The organism is Streptomyces sp. CB00455, from assembly GCF_001905445.1.
Lineage (GTDB): Bacteria > Actinomycetota > Actinomycetes > Streptomycetales > Streptomycetaceae > Streptomyces.
Map to the genome: position 1 here is coordinate 463,424 of NZ_LIVQ01000005.1, position 17,510 is coordinate 480,933.

Sequence of the window (17,510 nt, forward strand, 5' to 3'; positions counted from 1 at the left end):
CAGCAAACGGCATCTGCGTGGACATTGCACATATGACGAGCGTCGTGCTGGTGGGAACCCTGGACACCAAGGGTGTCGAGTACGGCTGGTTGCGCGAGAGGCTGCTGCGGGCCGGCGTCGAGGTGGTACTGGTCGACACGGGCGTGATGGGCGAGCCACGGCTGACCGCCGACGTGCCGCGGGAGGAGGTGGCCCGGGCCGCCGGGACCGAGCTGTCGCACCTGCGCGCCGCCGCCGACCGGGGGGCAGCCGTGACCACGATGGCGCGGGGCGCGGAGGAGACCCTGCTGCGGCTGTACGCCGAGGGCCGGCTGCACGGCGTGCTCGCCGTCGGCGGCAGTAGCGGGACCTCCATCGCCGGCAGGGCGATGCGTGCCCTGCCGCTGGGCGTGCCGAAACTGGTGGTCTCGTCCATGGCGTCCGGCGACGTCGCGTCCTACGTGGGCTCCTCGGACATCACGATGATGTACAGCGTCGTGGACATCGCGGGGATCAACAGCGTCTCCGCACCGGTCCTGGCCAACGCGGCGGAGGCGGTCGCGGGGATGGCGAAGGCGTTTTCCCGGTCGTCCCCGGGCCCCGGCGGCCCGGCCCGCCCGGGAGCGGACGGCCGCCCGCTGATCGCCGCGAGCATGGCGGGCGTGACCACGACCGGCGTGGACGCGGCCCGCGAACGCCTCACCGAGCTGGGTTACGAGGTACTGGTCTTCCACGTCAGCGGCGCGGGCGGCCGCACCCTGGAGACCCTGGCGGGCCAGGGGATCTTCGCGGGCGTCCTCGACCTCACCCTCAGCGAGCTCGCCGACGACCTGTGCGGCGGCATCCTCACCGCCGGCCCGGACCGGCTCAGCGCGGCCGGACGGGCCGGTGTCCCGCAGGTGGTGAGCCTGGGGGCGCTGGACCTGGTCAAGTTCGGCCCGCTGGAAACCCTGCCCGAACGGGCCCGCTACCGGCGGGTGCGCGTCCACAACCCGTCCATCACGGTGATCCGCACGACCGAGGCCGAGTGCACGGAGCTCGGACGCCGGATAGCCGCCAAACTCCGCGCGGCGACGGGCCCCACGGCCGTCTGCGTACCCCTGCGCGGACTGTCCACGCTCGGGGCGCCCGGCGGCCCCTACCACGACCCCGGCGCGGACCGCGCCCTGTTCTCGGCCCTGCGCGACGGCCTGCGGGGCAGCGCCGCCCGCCTCTTCGACTACGACACCCACATCAACGACCCCGCCTTCGGACGGGCGGCCGCCGACCGGCTGCACGCCATGATCGGCGCGGCGGCGGCCGCGGCCTGAGACGCCCGCGGCTGCCGGGTCCCCCGTGGTCGCACCCACCCCGTGGGCGCGACGGGCCGGACGATCAGGCTGCGCGAGGAACGGCGGACCCGTCCCGGCAGCGGTCCGTGGCGTCCGCAGCGGTCCGTGGCGTCCATAGACTGGCCGCTTCCGCCCCACGCCCCGCACCGAGGACCCGCGCACCTACATGACATCCCACATATCCCCCTCCCCGCGGCGGCCCGTGCTGTGGCTCCTGCCCGTCCTGTGGACCCTGGCCCTCGGCCTGTGGGGGCTCTCCCGGCAGGACAGCGTGTGGCGGGACGAGGCGGCGACCTGGCAGGTGGCCGGACGGTCGGCGGGCGAGATATGGGCCATGCTGGGCAACGTCGACGCCGTGCACGGCCTGTACTACCTGCTGATGCACGGCCTTTTCGAGCTCTTCGGGGCGAGCACCACCACCTTGCGGCTCCCCTCGGTGCTGGCGGTCGCCGGCGCGGCCGCGTGCGTGGCGCTGATCGGGCGGCGTCTCGCCGGCTTCTGGGCGGGGCTGGGCGGCGGGCTGGCCCTCGGGCTGCTGCCGGCCGTGCAGTTCTACCTCCAGGAGGGCCGGCCCTACGCGCTGGTCGCCGCGGGGGCCGGGCTGTCGACCCTGCTGCTGGTGTCGCTCCTGGAGAGCGGGTCCGGCCGGCGGGCGTGGCCGCGCTGGACGGCCTACGGGGTCACCGTGCTGGTGTGCGCCCTGCTCAACTGGCTGTCGCTGCTGGTCCTGCCCGCCCATGCGGCGACGCTGTGGTGGGTGCGGACCGCGCGCGGGGTGTGGCTGCGCTGGACGGCGTACGGCGCGGGCGCGGTGGCCGGGGCGCTGCCGCTGGTCCTGTTCAGCCGGGGCCAGTCCGACCAGGTGTCCTGGATACCGCCGCTGACCTGGCACATGCTGATCGGGCCGGCGATCCTGCTGGCGATCGGCGCCCTCGGGGCGTGGGCCGACCGCCCGGACCGGGTGCGGCTGTCGGCCGCGGCGGTCGGGCTGCCGCTGCTGGCGGTCCCGACGCTGGGGCTGGCCGGGCTGTCGCTGGTCCAGCCGCTGTTCCTGGACCGCTACGTGCTCTTCGGGATGGTCGGTCTGGCCCTGCTGATAGGGGCCGCGCTGGGCGCGGCCGTACGGGCCTGCGCGGGGCCGCTCCCGAGGGCGGCGGGCCTGCTGGTGCCGGGTGTGGTGGGGGTGGCGGCGGTGGCGCTGCTGCCGGTGGAGCTGGGCAAGCGGGCCCCGGCGAGCCGGGTCGACGACGTCCTGGCGGTGGCCGGTGAGGTGGCGCGGCTGAAGCGGGACGGGGACGCCGTGCTGTTCGTCCCGGCGGCGCGCCGGGACACCGCGCTGGTCTCCCCCGGGGCCTTCGCCGGCCTGGCGGACCTCGCACTGGCGCGGACCCCGGTGGCCTCGGGGACCCTGAAGGGCGAGGAGGCCGAGCCGGCACGGATAAGGGACGCGCTGCTGGGGCAGCGGCGGGTACTGCTGGTGACGGACTCGGCGGCGGTCGCGAAGGCGCCGTCGGCAGCGCGGGACAAGGCGAAGGCCGCGGTGCTGCGGGAGCGGTTCGCGGTGGTGGAGGACCGGCAGGTCCGGGGCCGCCGGGTGACGGTCTACGAGCGGCGCATCCCGCAGTAGCGGGACCGGCCCCCGCCCCGGGACCGACCGGACGGGGCCGACCGTACCCGTCTGCACCGGGCGGGCCGGGCGGGACCGGGCAGAACCGAGCCGGACCGGCCGGGACCGGGCAGGACCGGCCAGGAACAGGCAGAACCGACCCGGACCGGTTGGGACCGGGCAGAACCGGGCCGAGCGGGCGGTTCGGACCGCGGGGTCGGGCCTCGGATCCGGCTTTCACACCGGGTTCACCGCACTCACAGCCGATTCATACGGAACTACGAGGTCCGGACACAGGTTCGCCGGGCAGGCTCGAAACATGATCCGCCGCATCCTCACCCAGCCCCGTGCAGCCGGCCGCCCCCGGGCCCGCGCCCGGCGGGCGTCCAGGATCCTGCCGACGCTGGCCGCCATGGCCGCGCTGGTCAGCGTGGACCTGCCCGACGCCGCGGCCGGGCCGCCGCTCGGCGTCACCACACGGGCGGCGCCCGGCACGGCGGCGGACCGGGTCGGCGCGCTCTTCGCCGGAGGGCTGGGCGAGGGGCACTTCTGCACCGCCGCGGTGGTGCACAGCGACGACCGTGACGTGATCGCCACGGCTGCGCACTGCCTGGAGGAGCCGGGCACCACCGTCTTCGCGCCGGGTTACCGCAACGGCGAGGCTCCGTACGGCGTGTGGAAGGTCACCGGCGTGCACCTCGCACCGGGATGGACGGACGCTGCGGACCCGGACGACGACATCGCCTTCGCGACGGTGGTCGCGGCGGACGGCGCGCAGTCGGCCCGTGTCGAGGACCTGGTGGGCGGATTCCCGGTCGCCGCCGAACAGCCCTCCGACGCCACCGTGACGGTCATCGGCTACCCGCGCAGCGAGGAGGCACCGCTGCGCTGCACCAACGCCACCGCCCCCTTCTCGGCGACCCAGCGCCGCATCGACTGCCCGGACCTCAGCGGCGGCACGAGCGGCAGCCCCTGGCTGGTGGACGGCGCGCTGGCGGGTGTGCTCGGCGGCTACGAGGGCGGCGGCGCCGTGCCGGAGGTCTCCTACAGCGCGGTGATGGGCGACCAGGCGGTGGAGCTCTACCGCGAGGCATCCGTCAGCGACTGACCCCGGCCACGACTACGCCGGCCCGGCGGCGGAGCCTTCGGAGGCGGGACCCGCCGGCCCGGCGGGCGGCTCGAACCAGGTCGGCTCGTCACGCAGGGCGCGGTGGATGCGCTCCAGGGCGAAGCGGTTCAGCGGCGGCAGGGCGTCCGCCTCGAACCACGCCACCTCCAGCGACTCGCTGTCGTTCACCCGCGCCTCGCCGCCCGTGGCCCGGCAGCGGAAGGTGATGTCCTGGAACTGGCACACGTCCCCGTTGGGGTAGGTGATCGGCTCCAGCATCTGTACGAGGACCACCCGCTCGGGAACGCACCGCACCGCCGTCTCCTCGTACACCTCGCGCACGGCGGTCTCGGCGGGCTGCTCCCCCGGCTCGGCTATGCCGCCGACCACGGACCACTCCCCCGTGTCGGAGCGGCGGCCGAGCAGCAGCCGGCCCCGGTCGTCGAGGACGATCGCCGTGACAGCGGGCAGCAGGAGCAGCCGGTGCCCGGCGGTGGCGCGGATCTCGCGGATGAAGTCGGGTGTGGTCATCCCCCGACCCTATGAGGTCGCGGCGCCGGCTCCCGACCAGGTCCGGCGGGCACGCATCCGCCGCGCCAGGACCAGGGCGAATCCGCCCGCGGCGACGGCTAGCAGCGCGTACTCCGGCAGCGGTCCCAGGACCGTGGCCGGGGTGCGGCCGGAGCGCAGCGGGATCTCGGCGACCAGGGCGTCCGCGGTGAACATCTTCGTCTGCTGCGCGACCGTTCCGTCGGGGCGGATCACCGCGCTCACCCCGCTGGTGACGGGCACCAGGACGGTCCTGCTGTGCTCGACGGCCCGGACCCGGTCCATGGCGAGCTGCTGGTAGGTCATCTGGGTCCGGCCGAAGGTGGCGTTGTTGCTCGGTACGGCGATGACCTGGGCTCCGTCGCGGACGGTGGAGCGGACGGCGTCGTCGAAGGCGGCCTCGAAGCAGGTGACCATGCCCACGCCGCTCCCGGCCATGTCGAAGACGCCGGGGTCCTTGCCGGGGCCGAAGTCGCGGCGCACGCGGTCCACGTCGGAGCTGAAGAGCCGGACGAAGGAGCGCATCGGGATGCGCTCGCCGAAGGGCTGGATCTTGCGCTTGTCGTACGTCGCGGTCGGACCCTTCACCGGGTCCCACAGGATCATCGTGTTGCGCAGCGGGCCGGTCTCGGGAGCCACGACGGCGCCGATGGCGACGGGCACGCCGATGGTCTTGACGGCCTTGTCGATGACGGCGTAGGCGTCGGGTTCGGAGTACGGGTCGAGGTCGGAGGAGTTCTCCGGCCAGACGACGAAGTCGGGTTCGGGGACCCGGCCGGCCTTGACGTCCTCGGCGAGTTCGACCGTGCGCTTGACGTGGTTGTCGAGGACCTGTCGGCGCTGGGAGTTGAAGTCGAGGCCGAGGCGGGGCACGTTGCCCTGGATGACGGCGGCCACGACGGTGCCGTCCTCGGCCGCGCCGGAGACCACCGGGCGGGCGGCGAGGCCGGCGCCGATGGGGGCGACGACGGTGAGGGCGGCCACCGCGGCGGCGGCGCGGCGCGGGTGGCGGCCGGCGGTGCGCAGGGCTGCGCAGAGGCCGAACCCGCAGAGCGCGACGGCGAAGGACAGCAGCGGGGTGCCGCCGAGGGCGGCGAGCGGGGTGAAGACGCCGTCGGCCTGGCCGAAGGCGAGCTTGCCCCAGGGGAAGCCGCCGAAGGGGGCCCGCGCGCGCAGCCCCTCGCCCGCGACCCAGACCGCGGCGGCGAACAGCGGCCAGGCCGGGAGCCGGCTGACGAGGGCGATGCCGAGGCCGGTGAGGGCGATGAAGAGGGCTTCGACGGCGGCCAGCGCCAGCCAGGGCACCGGCCCGACCTCCTCCCCCGTCCACACGAGGAGCGGCAGCAGGTAGCCGAGCCCGGCGAGGAAACCGAGGCCGAAACCGGCCCGGGCCCGGCGGCCGTGGAGGCAGCCCGCGAGCAGCGCGAGGGCGAGGGGGGCCAGCCACCACAGCGGCCGGGGCGGGAAGCTGAGGTAGAGCAGCACACCGGCCAGGGCGGCCAGCGCGGCGCGCACCGGCAGGCCGCGCCGCCGCCCGGCGGTGACGGCGGGGGACGCCACGGCCCCGGTCGGGGCTCCTGCGTCGGGCTGCGCGGGCTCGTTCCCGGCCTCGCGGGTGACACTGCTGCTCATCTGGCGGAGTGTACGTCCCCGGGCGCCGAGAGCCGGTAAGGACCTGGGCCGTCCAGGCGTCCGTGCTGGATCGCGCCGGCCGGGCCCGCGTCGTCCGGCGCCGGGCAGCGCGGGGCGGAGGGGTCGTCACCCGGGTACGGGAGGCAGCGGGACGCCCCGACGACGCGGAGCGGTGCGGCGCCGGGCAGCGCGGGCCGGGCGGGATGTGACGACAGGGCTAACGCGCCAGCGCCCGCAGGTGGGTGCGGATGACCCGGACGGCGTTCTCGGCGTCGTCGACGGTGACCGTGAAGACCTTGCCGTCGCCGAGCTTCAGGGCCAGGCCCTCGCCGCGCCGGACGATGACCGCGGTGCCCTTCTCGGGGCGCCAGCGGTATCCCCAGCCGCCCCACTGCTGCGGGGTGATGCGGGGGAGGAACTCGGCGGAGGTCACCTCCGCGAGGTGGATCCTGCGCCGCGGCAGCCCCATGTGGCCGCAGCGGACCTCCAGGGCTTCGGCGTCGACCGTCACGGCGACGTGGACGAACGCCAGGGTGCCGTAGAGGATGAGCAGTCCGGCGGCCAGGCAGCCGATCACGGACATCAGCAGCGGGGCCGTGCCGGCGGTCCAGGTGCTGTCGACGGCGAGTTCGACGCCGAGCGCCAGACAGGCCGCACCGGCCGCCGCCAGCAGCCACTGCACGCGGTTGGAGGCCCGGCCCGTCCACAGCGGGCCCGGGGGGTGACCGGTCATGAGTAGCAGCGTACTCACGTTCCGCAGGGCTGCCACCGCCTCGCGTCCACCCGGCTCACGGCGCGTCCGCCCGCGGCGGGCCCTTGACCTCAACCAAACTTCGGGTTTTACGGTCGTGGACATGACGACACCTGACACAGTCCAGATCGTTCCCGTCCGCTACCGCACCGCCGTGGTGCCGCACATCATGGTGGCCGACGCCGACGCCGCGATCGCCTTCTACGCGAAGGCGTTCGGCGCGGTCGAGGAGTTCCGGCTCGACCGCCCGGAGGGCGGCGGGGTGCTGCACGCCGAGATCCGGATCGGCGAGGCCGTCCTGATGCTCGGCGACACCTCCGACGGGCCGTTCACCGCCCCCACGGAGCTGGGCGGCACCTCGGTGGCGCTGCACGTGTTCGTACCCGACGTGGACGCCCTCGCCCGGAGGGCGGTGGCGGCCGGGGCGGAGCTGCTACAGGAGCCGGCGGACCAGTTCCACGGCGACCGGACCACCATCCTGCGCGACCCCTCGGGCCATGTGTGGGTGTTCCTGACCCACCGGGAGGACCTGTCGGGGGAGGAACTGGAGGGACGCCTGGCCGGGGCGTAGGACTCGGCGGTGGTGACGCCGCCCCGGTGACCGCACAGGATGCACCGTGACCACGCGGATCGAGCGGGCCGCGGGCGCCGTACCGGGCCCGGCGGCGGGTGACGCCCTCGGCGCCCCGCCCGGCACCCGGACCTGGCCGCCCGGCGGCGACCGGGAAAACCCTCAGACGGTGCGTCGCGTCCGTGACCAGGGGGAGGCGGGCCGGTGGCGGGACCGGCTACGGCGCTCGGAACCGCACCGCTCACGGGGCACGGCCGGCGACGACCCCGACCAGGGTGGACGGCGGCCCACCGGAGGTCAGCCGACGACCGCACCTTCGCCGGCGAGCAGCCGGCCCTCCGCGTAGGCGAGGGCGGCGGCGGGCAGGGTCCCGGGACGGCCGCTGCGAAGGACGGTCAGACCGCCGGTCCGGGGCAGGGCGGGCTCGGCCCGGGCGCCGAGCCGGCGCAGCGCCTGGACGGCGACGGGCTCGGCGGAGCCGTGGAAGACGAGCTCGGCCCCGTGCGTCCGCGCGGCCAGGGCCTGCCGGATGGAGGTCTCGACCAGCTCGTAGTGCGTGCAGCCGAGCACCACGTCGGTGACGTCGGACGGGGTGAGGGCGGCGGCCGCGGCGACGGCTGCCGTCACGGCGGCGTCGTCGCCGGCCTCGACCGCGTCGGCGAGCCCGGGGCAGGGCACCTCGGTGACGCGGACCCCGGCGGCGAACTCCCGGATCAGGCCGCGCTGGTACGGGCTGCCGGTGGTCGCGGGGGTGGCCCAGATCGCCACGCGTCCGCCGGCGGCCGCGGCGGGCTTGATGGCCGGGACGGTCCCGATGACGGGGATCCCCGGTTCGAGCTCGGCCCGCAGGGCGGGCAGGCTGTGCACCGAGGCGGTGTTGCAGGCCACGATCAGCGCGTCGGGACCGTGCGCGGCGGCGGCCCGGGCGACGTCGAGCGCCCGCCCGGTGAGGTCGGCGGGCGTCCGCGGACCCCAGGGCATTCCGTCGGGGTCGGAGGACAGGACCAACTCCGCGTCCGGCCGCAGCCGCCGCACTGCCGCAGCCGCCGCGAGGAGGCCGATTCCGGAGTCCATGAGCGCGATCTTCACCCGCTCACCTTAGTCGACACCCCCCGCCCGCCCCCGTCCACCCGCCTCCGGGACGGCGCACCCGCACCCGAAGGAGCGCCCCCGGGGGGGCGGGGCGCCGCCCCCCACCCGGCCCGTGGCGGCGCACCCGGTGGAGCGGGTGCGGGACACGCCGGTCCGGGAGCGGCACACTGCCGCCATGGGCCTCCTCACCGCCGCCTGCGCGGCCTTCGCCTCCCTCGCCGCCTGGCTGTGGCTCACCCTCGCCCAGGGCATGTTCTGGCGCACCGACGTCCGCCTCCCCCCGCGTACGGCCCCCGCCCACTGGCCCTCGGTCGCCATCGTCGTCCCCGCCCGGGACGAGGCCGAGGTGCTGCCCCGCAGCCTGCCCTCCCTGATCGCCCAGGACTATCCCGGCGAAGCCGAAATCATCCTGGTCGACGACGGCAGCACGGACGGGACCGGCGCCCTGGCCCTGCGCCTCGCCCGCGCGCACCCCGGGCTCCCGCTCACCGTCACCTCCCCCGGCGACCCGGCCCCCGGCTGGACCGGCAAGCTCTGGGCCCTGCGCCACGGCATCGCGCTCGCCCGCACCGCGCACCCCGCCGAGCCCGACTACCTCCTCCTCACCGACGCCGACATCGCGCACGAGCCCGACAGCCTGCGCGAACTCGTCTCCGCCGCCACCTCCGCCGGCCTCGACCTCGTCTCCCAGATGGCCCGCCTGCGCACCGCCGGCCCGTGGGAGCGCCTCGTCGTACCCGCCTTCGTGTACTTCTTCGCCCAGCTGTACCCCTTCCGCCGGATCAACCGCCCCGGTGCCCGCACGGCCGCGGCCGCCGGCGGCTGCGTCCTGCTGCGCACCGAGGCCGCCCTGCGCGCGGGGGTCCCCGACTCCATCCGGCAGGCCGTCATCGACGACGTCTCGCTCGCGCGCGCGGTCCAGCGCTCGGGGGGCCGGATCTGGCTCGGACTGGCGGAGCGGGTCGACAGCGTGCGCCCGTACCCCGTCCTCGGCGACCTGTGGCGGATGGTCTCGCGCAGCGCCTACGCGCAACTGCGCCACCAGCCACTCCTGCTGGCCGGGACGGTCGCGGGGCTGGCGCTCGTCTACCTCGTCCCCCCGGCCGCCCTCCTCGGAGGGCTCGCGACGGGGCATCCGGCCATCGCGTCGGCGGGCGGTGCGGCCTGGCTGCTGATGACGGGCACCTACCTGCCGATGATCCGGTACTACCGGCAGCCCGCCGCGCTCGCGCCACTGCTTCCGTTCACCGCGCTGCTGTACCTCCTGATGACCGTCGACTCGGCCGTCCAGCACTACCGGGGGCGCGGCGCGGCATGGAAGGGGCGGACCTATGCCCGTCCTAGCGACGCCTGAAACCGCGAACTGCCCCCCGCAGCAGCGTCATCCGAGGTCACCGACTTGTGACTGAGCGTCAGGGGCAAGTAGGTGCACAGGCCAACCGGTGAGTACGAGTGGGACAACCCGGGGTGGAAGCGGCGAATCGTGCACGTGAACGTCCGACGAAAGCCGTGACCCTGACCTGCGAATATGCAGGTCAGGGCGGTGTTGGCGACACCTCACTATGGACCCGGTGAAGTCGTGGGCTTAACTTAGGTCCCATGACCTCCCCCCGCTCCACTTATGGCGGCGGTTACTATTCCGCGCCCTCCTTCCCGGAGACCCCCATCTACGACTCCCTCGTCGCCGAACGGGGCACTCCGCAGATCGCCCCGATCCGCGTCCCGGCCGCCTACGACACCCCGGGCAACGGCTACTCCAGCGGCGGGTACCTGCCCGCCCTCGCGTCGGCGATGCCCGCCCTTCCGCCGGCGCCGCAGCAGCAGCAAGCACCGGCCTACGGGTACCCCTACCAGCAGCAGGCCGCGCCGCAGCCGATGCCGCTGCAGCACGCGCCCGCCCCCTACATCCCGCAGCAGCAGCCGATGGCCGCCCGCGCGGGGTACGCGCCCCAGCCCCAGCCGCAGCAGCCCCGCCCGGTGGCCACGGCCGGCGGGTACGAGGCGATGCGTCCGGCCACACCCCGCCCGATGGCGGCTCCGGCGCCCGTACCGGCCGCCACCTACGAGGACCCGTACGGCCGTCCGTACCAGGGGCGCGGCTACTGACCGGGAGCGCGGATACCCGCCGGGGCGGTCGCGGGGGCTGCTGGCAGGATGCCCCCATGTCGAACTTGCATGTCCAGGCGCTCCACGTCCATCCCGTCAAGTCGCTGGCGGGGAGCGCTCCCGACGAGGCGGCGGTGGAGCCCTGGGGCCTGTCCGGGGACCGGCGGTGGGCGCTGGTCGACGCCGGGGGCACGGTCATCACCCAGCGCCAGCAGCCACGCCTCGCGCTGGCTTCGGCGCGCCCGCTGGACGGCGGCCGGATCGCGCTGTCGGCGCCCGGCATGGCCGAACTGGTCGTGGACGTACCCGGACCGGCGCTGCTGGAGCCGGTCGTCCTGTTCGGGAAGAAGATCGAGACCGTGGCGGCGGCGAGCGCCGCGACCGAGTGGTTCAGCGCCTACCTTGGGGTGGCGGCGCGCCTGGTGCACATGGACGACCCGGCCGTACGGCGTCCGGTGGACCCGCACTACGCGCTGCCCGGCGAGACCGTGAGCCTCGCCGACGCCTACCCGCTGCTGGTCGCCACCCTCGCGTCGCTGGACGCGCTCAACTCCCTCATCGCCCGGGGGGACCACCCGGCGGAGGGCCCGCTGCCGATGAACCGCTTCCGGCCCAACGTGGTGGTCGCGGGGGCGCGGCCCTGGGCCGAGGACGACTGGCGGCTCATCGCGATCGGCGACGCCGTCTTTCGCGGGGTCCGGGAATGCGGGCGGTGCGTCGTCACCACCACCGACCAGACGACGGCCGCGCGGGGCAAGGAGCCGCTGAAGACGCTGGCCCGGCACCGGCGGATCGGCACGTCGCTGGCGTTCGGACGCCAGCTCGTGCCGGTACGGCTCGGGACGGTGCGCGTCGGCGACGAGGTGCGCGTGCTGGAATGACACCTTCGGGGGGCTGTGCGCCCGAGCTGGAACCAACCGGTGCGACCACGCCGTTGGATCAGTCGGGACCCGTGGGCACCCGCGCCGGCGACGACACCGGACCGGGTGGCACTTGTCCCCCGTGCCCCGGCATGCGCGTCCCCGGGGCATGCGGGAGGCTTGGACGCAAAGGCAGGCGGAAACTGGCGGACAGGGGGAGCCGGACCGTGCGGACAGCAATGGGTGTGTGGCGCTGGCGGCGCAATCCGCTGCGCCGGAAGACCGACCTCGTCGAGGCGTGGGTGGCTTTCGCCGCCCTGCTCTGCGTGCTGCTGGTGGCCCCGGCAGTCGGATGGGTCGTGGGCGTACAGGTGGACGGCACGCTGCAGCGGGCCGCGCACGAGCAGCGGCAGGAGCGGCACCTCGTCGCGGCGGTGGTGCTCCAGCCGGTGCCGAAAGCCGCCGCGGACGCCTCCGCCGAGCCGTCGGCGCAGCAGACTGCCCCGCGGCGCACGCAGGTCGTGGCCTCGTGGACCGCGCCCGACGGCACCCGTCACGAGGGCACCGTGCCGGCCGCGGCGGAACCGCCGCGCCCGGGCGAGCCGTTCCGGATGTGGACCGACGCGAGCGGCCGGCTCGTGGGGCAGCCGCTCGCACCGACCGCGGCCGCCTTCCACGCCGGCGTGGCGGGCCTGGCCGCCACGGTCGGAGCGGCCGCGCTGGCCGAGACGGTCCGCCGGCTCGTCGTACGGCGCCTCATGCATCGGCGGTACGCCCGGCTGGACCGCGCCTGGGCGGCGGCCTGGCGCGACTGGGGCCGGGCGGGCGCGGGCAGTTGACCTGGCAGCTCACCGGCGCCGCGCGCGCTACGGTGGGGCGGTCGCATCAGCAGGGCGAGTACGAGGGTGGGGGCACGACAGCACCATGGCTCAGGGCACGGTCCAGGTGACGCACGGCGGGGCCTCGCGATGGCGGCGCCGCTCCGGTGAGTACTCGACGCTGGCCGCGGCGCTGGCCGTGGCGGGAGACGGGGACGTGCTCTCGATCTCCCCCGGCACCTACCGGGAGAACCTGGTACTGCACCACGCCGTCACCCTGCGCGGGCCCGAGGGCGGGCTGGGATCGGTCCGGATCGCCCCTCCCGACGGGGTCGCGCTGACCGTGCGCGCCTCGGCCGTGGTGCAGGACCTGCACCTGGAGGGCCAGGACGGAGCGGCTCCCGCCCTCCTCGTGGAGGACGGCGCCCCGGAGCTCACCGATCTGCGGGTGAGCACCCGTTCGGCGGCCGGCATCGAAGTACGCGGCAGCGGCGCCCGGCCGCTGGTGCGGCGGTGCACGGTGGAGAATCCGGCCGGTGTCGGCATCGCGGTCCTGGACGGCGGCGGCGGGGTGTTCGAGGAGTGCGAGGTCGTGGCCGCCGGGCAGACCGGCGTCTCGGTGCGCGGCGGCGGCCGCCCCCGGCTGGAGCGCTGCCGCATCCACCACGCGGTGGGCGCGGGCATCGGGGTCACCGGCGAGGGCTCGGGGCTGGAGGCGCTGGGCTGCGAGGTCTACGAGATCAAGGGCGCCGGGGTGCAGATCGCCGCGCGTGCCACCGCCCGGCTCACGGACTGCGCGGTGCACCGCACCTCGGCGGACGGCGTCACCCTCGACACCGACGCGGTGCTCTCGCTGGCCGGCTGCGACATCCACGACATCCCGGAGAACGCGGTCGACCTGCGCTCGCGCGCGGTGCTGACCCTCAGCCGCACCACGGTGCGCCGCTTCGGCCGCAACGGCCTGTCGGTGTGGGACCCGGGCACCCGGGTCGATGCCGAGGGCTGCGAGATCCACGACAGCACGGGCGACTACCCGGCGGTCTGGGTCAGTGACGGAGCCGCCGTCTCCCTCGACTCCTGCCGGGTCCACGACGTGCCGGACGCACTGTTCGTACTGGACCGGGGTTCGCGCGTGGAGGTGGTCGACAGCGATCTGTCCCAGGTGCGCAACACGGCGGTGTCCGTGAGCGACGGGGCCACCGCGCAGCTCGACGACTGCCGGATCCGGGAGGCGGCGACCGGTGCCTGGTTCCGCGACCACGGCAGCGGCGGCACCCTGGCCAACTGCACCATCGACGCCGTGCAGACCGGGGTGATCGTCACCAAGGGGGCCGACCCCGCCCTGGAGCGGTGCACCGTCACCTCGCCCGCCGAGGCGGGGTTCTACGTGTCGGCGGGCGGCCGCGGCACCTTCACGGCCTGCCGGGTGACGGGCAGTTCCGGCTTCGGCTTCCACGTCCTGGACGGCTGCCGCACCACCCTGGCGCGCTGCCACACCGAGCGCTGTGCCCGCGGCGGCTACGAGTTCCCGGAGGACGGACCGCTCGTCGAGGGCTGCACGGGCGACGAGTCCGCCGCCCGGGCTGCGGCCCGGCCCGCCCCGGGCGGCGCCCTCGCCGGGGCGCACGCGGCGGTCCATGACGTCACCGTGGTGCGCAGCGCCGTACCGCAGCCGGCCGGGGTGCCGGCGGCGCGGCCCGCCGACGGTCCGGACTCCGGGGCGGCGGCCACGGCCCGGGATTCGGTCGAGGTGCTGGGCCAGCTCGACGCGCTGGTCGGCCTGGACAGCGTCAAGCGGGAGGTGCGGGCGCTCACCGACATGATCGAGGTGGGGCGCCGGCGGCAGCAGGCGGGGCTCAAGGCGGCCTCCGTGCGCCGGCACCTGGTCTTCACCGGCTCCCCCGGCACGGGCAAGACGACGGTCGCCCGCCTGTACGGGGAGATCCTGGCCTCCCTCGGGGTGCTGGAGCGCGGGCACCTGGTCGAGGTCTCCCGCGTGGACCTGGTCGGCGAGCACATCGGGTCCACCGCCATCCGTACGCAGGAGGCCTTCGAACGGGCGCGCGGCGGAGTGCTGTTCATCGACGAGGCGTACGCGCTGGCGCCCGAGGACTCCGGCCGGGACTTCGGGCGCGAGGCCATCGACACCCTGGTGAAGCTGATGGAGGACCACCGGGACGCGGTGGTCGTGATCGTCGCCGGATACACGGCGGAGATGGAGCGGTTCCTGACCGTGAACCCGGGAGTGGCCTCGCGGTTCTCCCGGACCATCACCTTCGGCGACTACGGGCCCGGGGAGCTGCTGCGGATCGTGGAGCAGCAGGCGGAGGAGCACGAGTACCGGCTCGGCGAGGGCGCGGCCGAGGCGCTGCTGGCGTACTTCACGCAGCTGCCGAAGGGGCCGGGCTTCGGCAACGGCCGCACCGCGCGCCAGACCTTCGAGTCGATGGTCGAGCGGCACGCGGGGCGCGTGGCGCAGCTGTCGGAGCCGAGCACCGACGAGCTCACCCTGTTGTTCCCGGCGGATCTGCCGGTGCAGCCGGCTCCCTGCTGAAACGGGGGGCCGGCAGCGCCGCACCCGCCGGGTCCTGGTCTCGCGGGTCCGGGGCTCCCCGGTCCGGGCCGTGCGCGGTTGCCCGGGCCGGGCCGGCCCCGTCCGCGGTTCCCCGGTCCGGGCCTCCGGTCGCGGCGAGGCGGGCGAGCAGCGCTCCGCGCTCGGCGGCGAAGGCCGGGTCGGCCTGGTAGTCGCCGTGGCACAGTATCGGGGCGGGCAGCGGGTGTCGGGTGCTGCGTCCGTAGGCGACCGGGTCCGCGAGGGGACCGCGGTCCACGGCCTGCCGGGCCCCGGGCAGCACCGGGCCGCCGATGGGGTCGGTGGCCCGCCAGAGGTTGCGCCAGCAGTCGACGTCCCGGTGCAGCGCGGTGAGCGGCCCGGGCCCGAAGTGGGCGGGGAACCAGCGGCCGTAGAGGCGCCCGAGCGGGGATCCGTAGGTGAGCAGCGCGACACGGCGCCGGACCTCCGGCGGCAGCTGCCAGACGGCTGCGGCGGCGAGTACGCTGCCCTGGGAGTGCCCCGAGATCACCAGCCGGCCGCCGGTGCGGCCGGTCCAGGCGGTCATCCGCCAGGTGAGGTCGGGGACGGCCCGCTCGGCGTAGCAGGGCGGCGCGAAGGGGTGCGCGGCGCGCGGCCAGAAGGTTCCGACGTCCCACAGGATGCCTATGGTGCGGCGTGCGGCGGGATCGCGGTAGGCGCGGCGGCCCCAGGTGACGAAGAGGACGAAACCCAGGCCGACGAGCCAGGAGCCGGTGTCCTGCGCGGCGCGGGCGGCGGATTCCAGGAGCGGGCCGCTGCCCCGGGCGGCCTCGCCGGGGACCCGCCCGGTGAGCCAGGCTCCGGCGAGTGCGCCCGCCCCCAGCAGCAGGGTGATCCCGGAGACGGCCCCGACGAACCACGGCGCGGAGTCGGTGAGCGCGGCGGCGGCGCGGGCCCCGGCGATCCGGCGGCTGCGGTCCTGGTCCGGCTCCTCCCCCGGGTACTCGGCGGCCACGGTCCCGGCGAGCCGGCATCTGGCGCGGGCCGTGCGTCCCGCGAACCAGGCGGCGAGCAGGGCCAGTACGAGCATCAGCGGGGGCAGTACGGCGGCCTGCCAGGACAGCAGCACGGGCGGCCCGGGCAGCGGTGCGCCGGCCATTCCGGGAGTGGCCGCGCCGTCCAGCCAGTCGGCGACGCGCTGGGCGACGCCGCCGGTCATCACGCCGCCGAGCGCGCAGCCGAGCATGGCGACGGCGGGTCCGCCCAGGCCGCGCAGGGCGGCGGCCGGGTCGGGGACCCGGCGGTGCAGGTACGCGGCGATGACCCCGAGGGCGAGCACGCAGGCGCCCTGGCCCAGCATGAGCACCCCGAAGGCGAAGTCCCCGGGGAGCCGCCCGGCCGAGGTCCAGCCGGGCCGCGACCAGCAGGCGTACAGGAGGGCGGCGGCGAGCAGGGCGAGCCCGGCGCCGGGCAGCATGGTGACGGCGGCGCGTTCGAGCCGGTGGTCGGCGCGCGCTTCGGTGCGTCCGCGCCGGCAGATGACGCAGGCCACGGTGAGCCCCCCGGCGACGAGGAGCGACTGGAGCGTGCAGCCCAGGGTTTCGAGCACGGGGGCGCCGCTGCGGCGGTCGTGGGCGGCGGTGGGCGCGGCGACGGCCGCGGCGACGGTGAGCAGTCCGGCGGTGGTGTGCGCGGCGCGCAGCCGGGCCACGAGGCGCCGGCCGTACCAGAATCCGGGGCGGCCGAGTGCGGGCGCGGTGTCCGGGGCCGTGTCCGGGTCGGCGGTGCCGGCGGGCGGCGGCTGGGACTCGTAGGCGCTCCAGGTCCGGTTCGACAGGTACCACAGCAGCCCCGTCAGCCCGGTGGGGACCAGGGCGGCGAGGGCGAGGCGGCGCCCGGGCTGGGCCCACCAGCCGCCTCCGGGCGCGAGGAACCCGAACCGGGAGCCGAAGCGGGAGGCCGAGCAGGTGCCGGAGGCCGCGCACTGCCAGGCGAACAGGTCCAGGGCGACCTCGCAGGCGGCCGCGATCAGGAGCACGGTCAGGGTGAGCGCGAGCATCCGTACGAGCACCCCGTAGGTGCGGACCGCGCGGGGCGCCGGCTCGGCGGCGGACGTGGCCGGCCGGGCCCAGTGGGCGAGGTTGGCCACCATGAAGGGCAGGAGCAGCAGCCACAGCGCGCGGGCGCCGTTGCCGGAGGTGAGCCGGGACCAGCAGTACGCCTCGGGGACCGGTCGTCCGGCGTACCGCTCGGGGTGGGCTTCGGCATCGGTGTCCTCGGCCCGGCGGAAGACGGCGGCGGTGGAGTCGCCGGTGACGCGTACGGTGCGCGGGTCGCCGAGCAGCTCGTCGGGGCCGGCTCCGGCGACTCCGTGGACCAGGAGTTCGAGGGCGAGGGGCATCGGGGGTTCTAGGCTGGGCGGCACGGCTGCCTCCGCTCGCGGGGCGTGATCGTCGCCGGTCAAGCATCCCGCGCGGTGGACGGGCTGCCCAGTCCCCGAGCGGGTGGATCGGGCCTGCGGGCGGCCGATGTGACGTACCGCCGGTTAAGGTGGCCCGCACTCGTGTCCCCGCA

14 protein-coding genes are annotated in these 17,510 nt (G+C 75.7%); 9 read left to right on the plus strand and 5 right to left on the minus strand.

All coding sequences use genetic code 11. The features are described 5' to 3' along the window. Positions 1 to 32 precede the first annotated feature (32 nt). From AMK16_RS22340 to AMK16_RS22350, 3 genes are all read left to right on the plus strand, one after another. Positions 33 to 1,289: a Tm-1-like ATP-binding domain-containing protein gene (locus tag AMK16_RS22340; RefSeq protein WP_073918448.1), complete on the plus strand. Its 1,257-nt coding sequence runs from the start codon at positions 33 to 35 to the stop codon at positions 1,287 to 1,289. A gap of 187 nt (positions 1,290 to 1,476) precedes the next feature. After that, a complete protein-coding gene (locus AMK16_RS22345; RefSeq protein ID WP_073918450.1) occupies positions 1,477 to 2,937 on the plus strand; it encodes a glycosyltransferase family 39 protein in 1,461 nt (486 codons plus the stop codon). A 298-nt stretch (positions 2,938 to 3,235) separates the two neighbouring features. Further along, on the plus strand, positions 3,236 to 4,024 hold the full coding sequence (locus AMK16_RS22350; RefSeq protein WP_073918451.1) for a trypsin-like serine peptidase: 789 nt from the start codon (positions 3,236 to 3,238) through the stop codon (positions 4,022 to 4,024). 12 nt (positions 4,025 to 4,036) lie between these two features. Here AMK16_RS22350 and AMK16_RS22355 read toward each other — a convergent pair whose 3' ends face one another. The 3 genes from AMK16_RS22355 to AMK16_RS22365 all read right to left on the minus strand — a co-directional run bounded on the left by AMK16_RS22355 (position 4,037) and on the right by AMK16_RS22365 (position 6,938). Further along, a complete protein-coding gene (locus AMK16_RS22355; RefSeq protein ID WP_073918453.1) occupies positions 4,037 to 4,555 on the minus strand; it encodes an NUDIX hydrolase in 519 nt (172 codons plus the stop codon). A gap of 9 nt (positions 4,556 to 4,564) precedes the next feature. Continuing rightward, complete coding sequence (lnt, locus tag AMK16_RS22360; RefSeq protein WP_073918454.1) at positions 4,565 to 6,205, minus strand: apolipoprotein N-acyltransferase; 1,641 nt, start codon at positions 6,203 to 6,205, stop codon at positions 4,565 to 4,567. Between the two features lie 217 nt (positions 6,206 to 6,422). Further along, entirely contained in the window at positions 6,423 to 6,938 is a 516-nt protein-coding gene (locus AMK16_RS22365) for a hypothetical protein (RefSeq protein ID WP_073918456.1), read from the minus strand. Positions 6,939 to 7,059: 121 nt separating this feature from the next. Between AMK16_RS22365 and AMK16_RS22370 the strand changes: the two genes are divergently transcribed. Beyond that, entirely contained in the window at positions 7,060 to 7,527 is a 468-nt protein-coding gene (locus AMK16_RS22370; protein ID WP_073918457.1) for a VOC family protein, read from the plus strand. Between the two features lie 297 nt (positions 7,528 to 7,824). On the opposite strand, the gene AMK16_RS22375 is transcribed toward AMK16_RS22370, so the two are convergent. Then, positions 7,825 to 8,616 (minus strand): glutamate racemase, encoded by a 792-nt coding sequence (locus tag AMK16_RS22375; protein WP_073918459.1) that lies wholly within the window; start codon positions 8,614 to 8,616, stop codon positions 7,825 to 7,827. A gap of 178 nt (positions 8,617 to 8,794) precedes the next feature. Here AMK16_RS22375 and AMK16_RS22380 point away from each other — a divergent pair, with 178 nt between their 5' ends. The 5 genes from AMK16_RS22380 (at position 8,795) to AMK16_RS22400 (ending at position 14,957) form a co-directional block, all read left to right on the plus strand. Beyond that, positions 8,795 to 9,973 carry a glycosyltransferase gene (locus AMK16_RS22380; protein ID WP_073918897.1) on the plus strand — a complete coding sequence of 393 codons (1,179 nt, stop codon included), beginning with the start codon at positions 8,795 to 8,797 and terminating at the stop codon, positions 9,971 to 9,973. A gap of 245 nt (positions 9,974 to 10,218) precedes the next feature. Then, the gene (locus tag AMK16_RS22385) at positions 10,219 to 10,725 is read left to right on the plus strand and encodes a DUF6643 family protein (RefSeq protein WP_073918460.1); all 507 of its coding nucleotides are present in this window, start codon (positions 10,219 to 10,221) and stop codon (positions 10,723 to 10,725) included. Positions 10,726 to 10,781: 56 nt separating this feature from the next. Then, complete coding sequence (locus tag AMK16_RS22390; protein ID WP_073918462.1) at positions 10,782 to 11,606, plus strand: MOSC domain-containing protein; 825 nt, start codon at positions 10,782 to 10,784, stop codon at positions 11,604 to 11,606. A 206-nt stretch (positions 11,607 to 11,812) separates the two neighbouring features. Next, the gene (locus AMK16_RS22395; protein WP_199885519.1) at positions 11,813 to 12,424 is read left to right on the plus strand and encodes an Rv1733c family protein; all 612 of its coding nucleotides are present in this window, start codon (positions 11,813 to 11,815) and stop codon (positions 12,422 to 12,424) included. Between the two features lie 85 nt (positions 12,425 to 12,509). Next, on the plus strand, positions 12,510 to 14,957 hold the full coding sequence (locus AMK16_RS22400) for a right-handed parallel beta-helix repeat-containing protein (protein WP_073918465.1): 2,448 nt from the start codon (positions 12,510 to 12,512) through the stop codon (positions 14,955 to 14,957). Here the strand turns inward: AMK16_RS22400 and AMK16_RS22405 are convergent. Beyond that, positions 14,908 to 17,337, minus strand: coding sequence for a hypothetical protein (locus AMK16_RS22405; protein ID WP_073918467.1), 2,430 nt, complete (start codon positions 17,335 to 17,337; stop codon positions 14,908 to 14,910). The two genes, AMK16_RS22400 and AMK16_RS22405, sit on opposite strands and share 50 nt — an antisense overlap. Positions 17,338 to 17,510 lie beyond the last annotated feature (173 nt).

What these genes read in the sequence shown, in the direction of transcription:
- lnt (WP_073918454.1), bottom strand. Translation starts at nt 6,205, where the DNA reads ATGAGCAGCAGTGTCACCCGCGAGGCCGGGAACGAGCCCGCGCAGCCC.
- AMK16_RS22355 (WP_073918453.1), bottom strand. Translation starts at nt 4,555, where the DNA reads ATGACCACACCCGACTTCATCCGCGAGATCCGCGCCACCGCCGGGCAC.
- AMK16_RS22345 (WP_073918450.1), top strand. Translation starts at nt 1,477, where the DNA reads ATGACATCCCACATATCCCCCTCCCCGCGGCGGCCCGTGCTGTGGCTC.
- AMK16_RS22400 (WP_073918465.1), top strand. Translation starts at nt 12,510, where the DNA reads ATGGCTCAGGGCACGGTCCAGGTGACGCACGGCGGGGCCTCGCGATGG.
- AMK16_RS22390 (WP_073918462.1), top strand. Translation starts at nt 10,782, where the DNA reads ATGTCGAACTTGCATGTCCAGGCGCTCCACGTCCATCCCGTCAAGTCG.
- AMK16_RS22405 (WP_073918467.1), bottom strand. Translation starts at nt 17,337, where the DNA reads ATGCCCCTCGCCCTCGAACTCCTGGTCCACGGAGTCGCCGGAGCCGGC.
- AMK16_RS22350 (WP_073918451.1), top strand. Translation starts at nt 3,236, where the DNA reads ATGATCCGCCGCATCCTCACCCAGCCCCGTGCAGCCGGCCGCCCCCGG.
- AMK16_RS22385 (WP_073918460.1), top strand. Translation starts at nt 10,219, where the DNA reads ATGACCTCCCCCCGCTCCACTTATGGCGGCGGTTACTATTCCGCGCCC.
- AMK16_RS22370 (WP_073918457.1), top strand. Translation starts at nt 7,060, where the DNA reads ATGACGACACCTGACACAGTCCAGATCGTTCCCGTCCGCTACCGCACC.
- AMK16_RS22340 (WP_073918448.1), top strand. Translation starts at nt 33, where the DNA reads ATGACGAGCGTCGTGCTGGTGGGAACCCTGGACACCAAGGGTGTCGAG.
- AMK16_RS22380 (WP_073918897.1), top strand. Translation starts at nt 8,795, where the DNA reads ATGGGCCTCCTCACCGCCGCCTGCGCGGCCTTCGCCTCCCTCGCCGCC.
- AMK16_RS22365 (WP_073918456.1), bottom strand. Translation starts at nt 6,938, where the DNA reads ATGACCGGTCACCCCCCGGGCCCGCTGTGGACGGGCCGGGCCTCCAAC.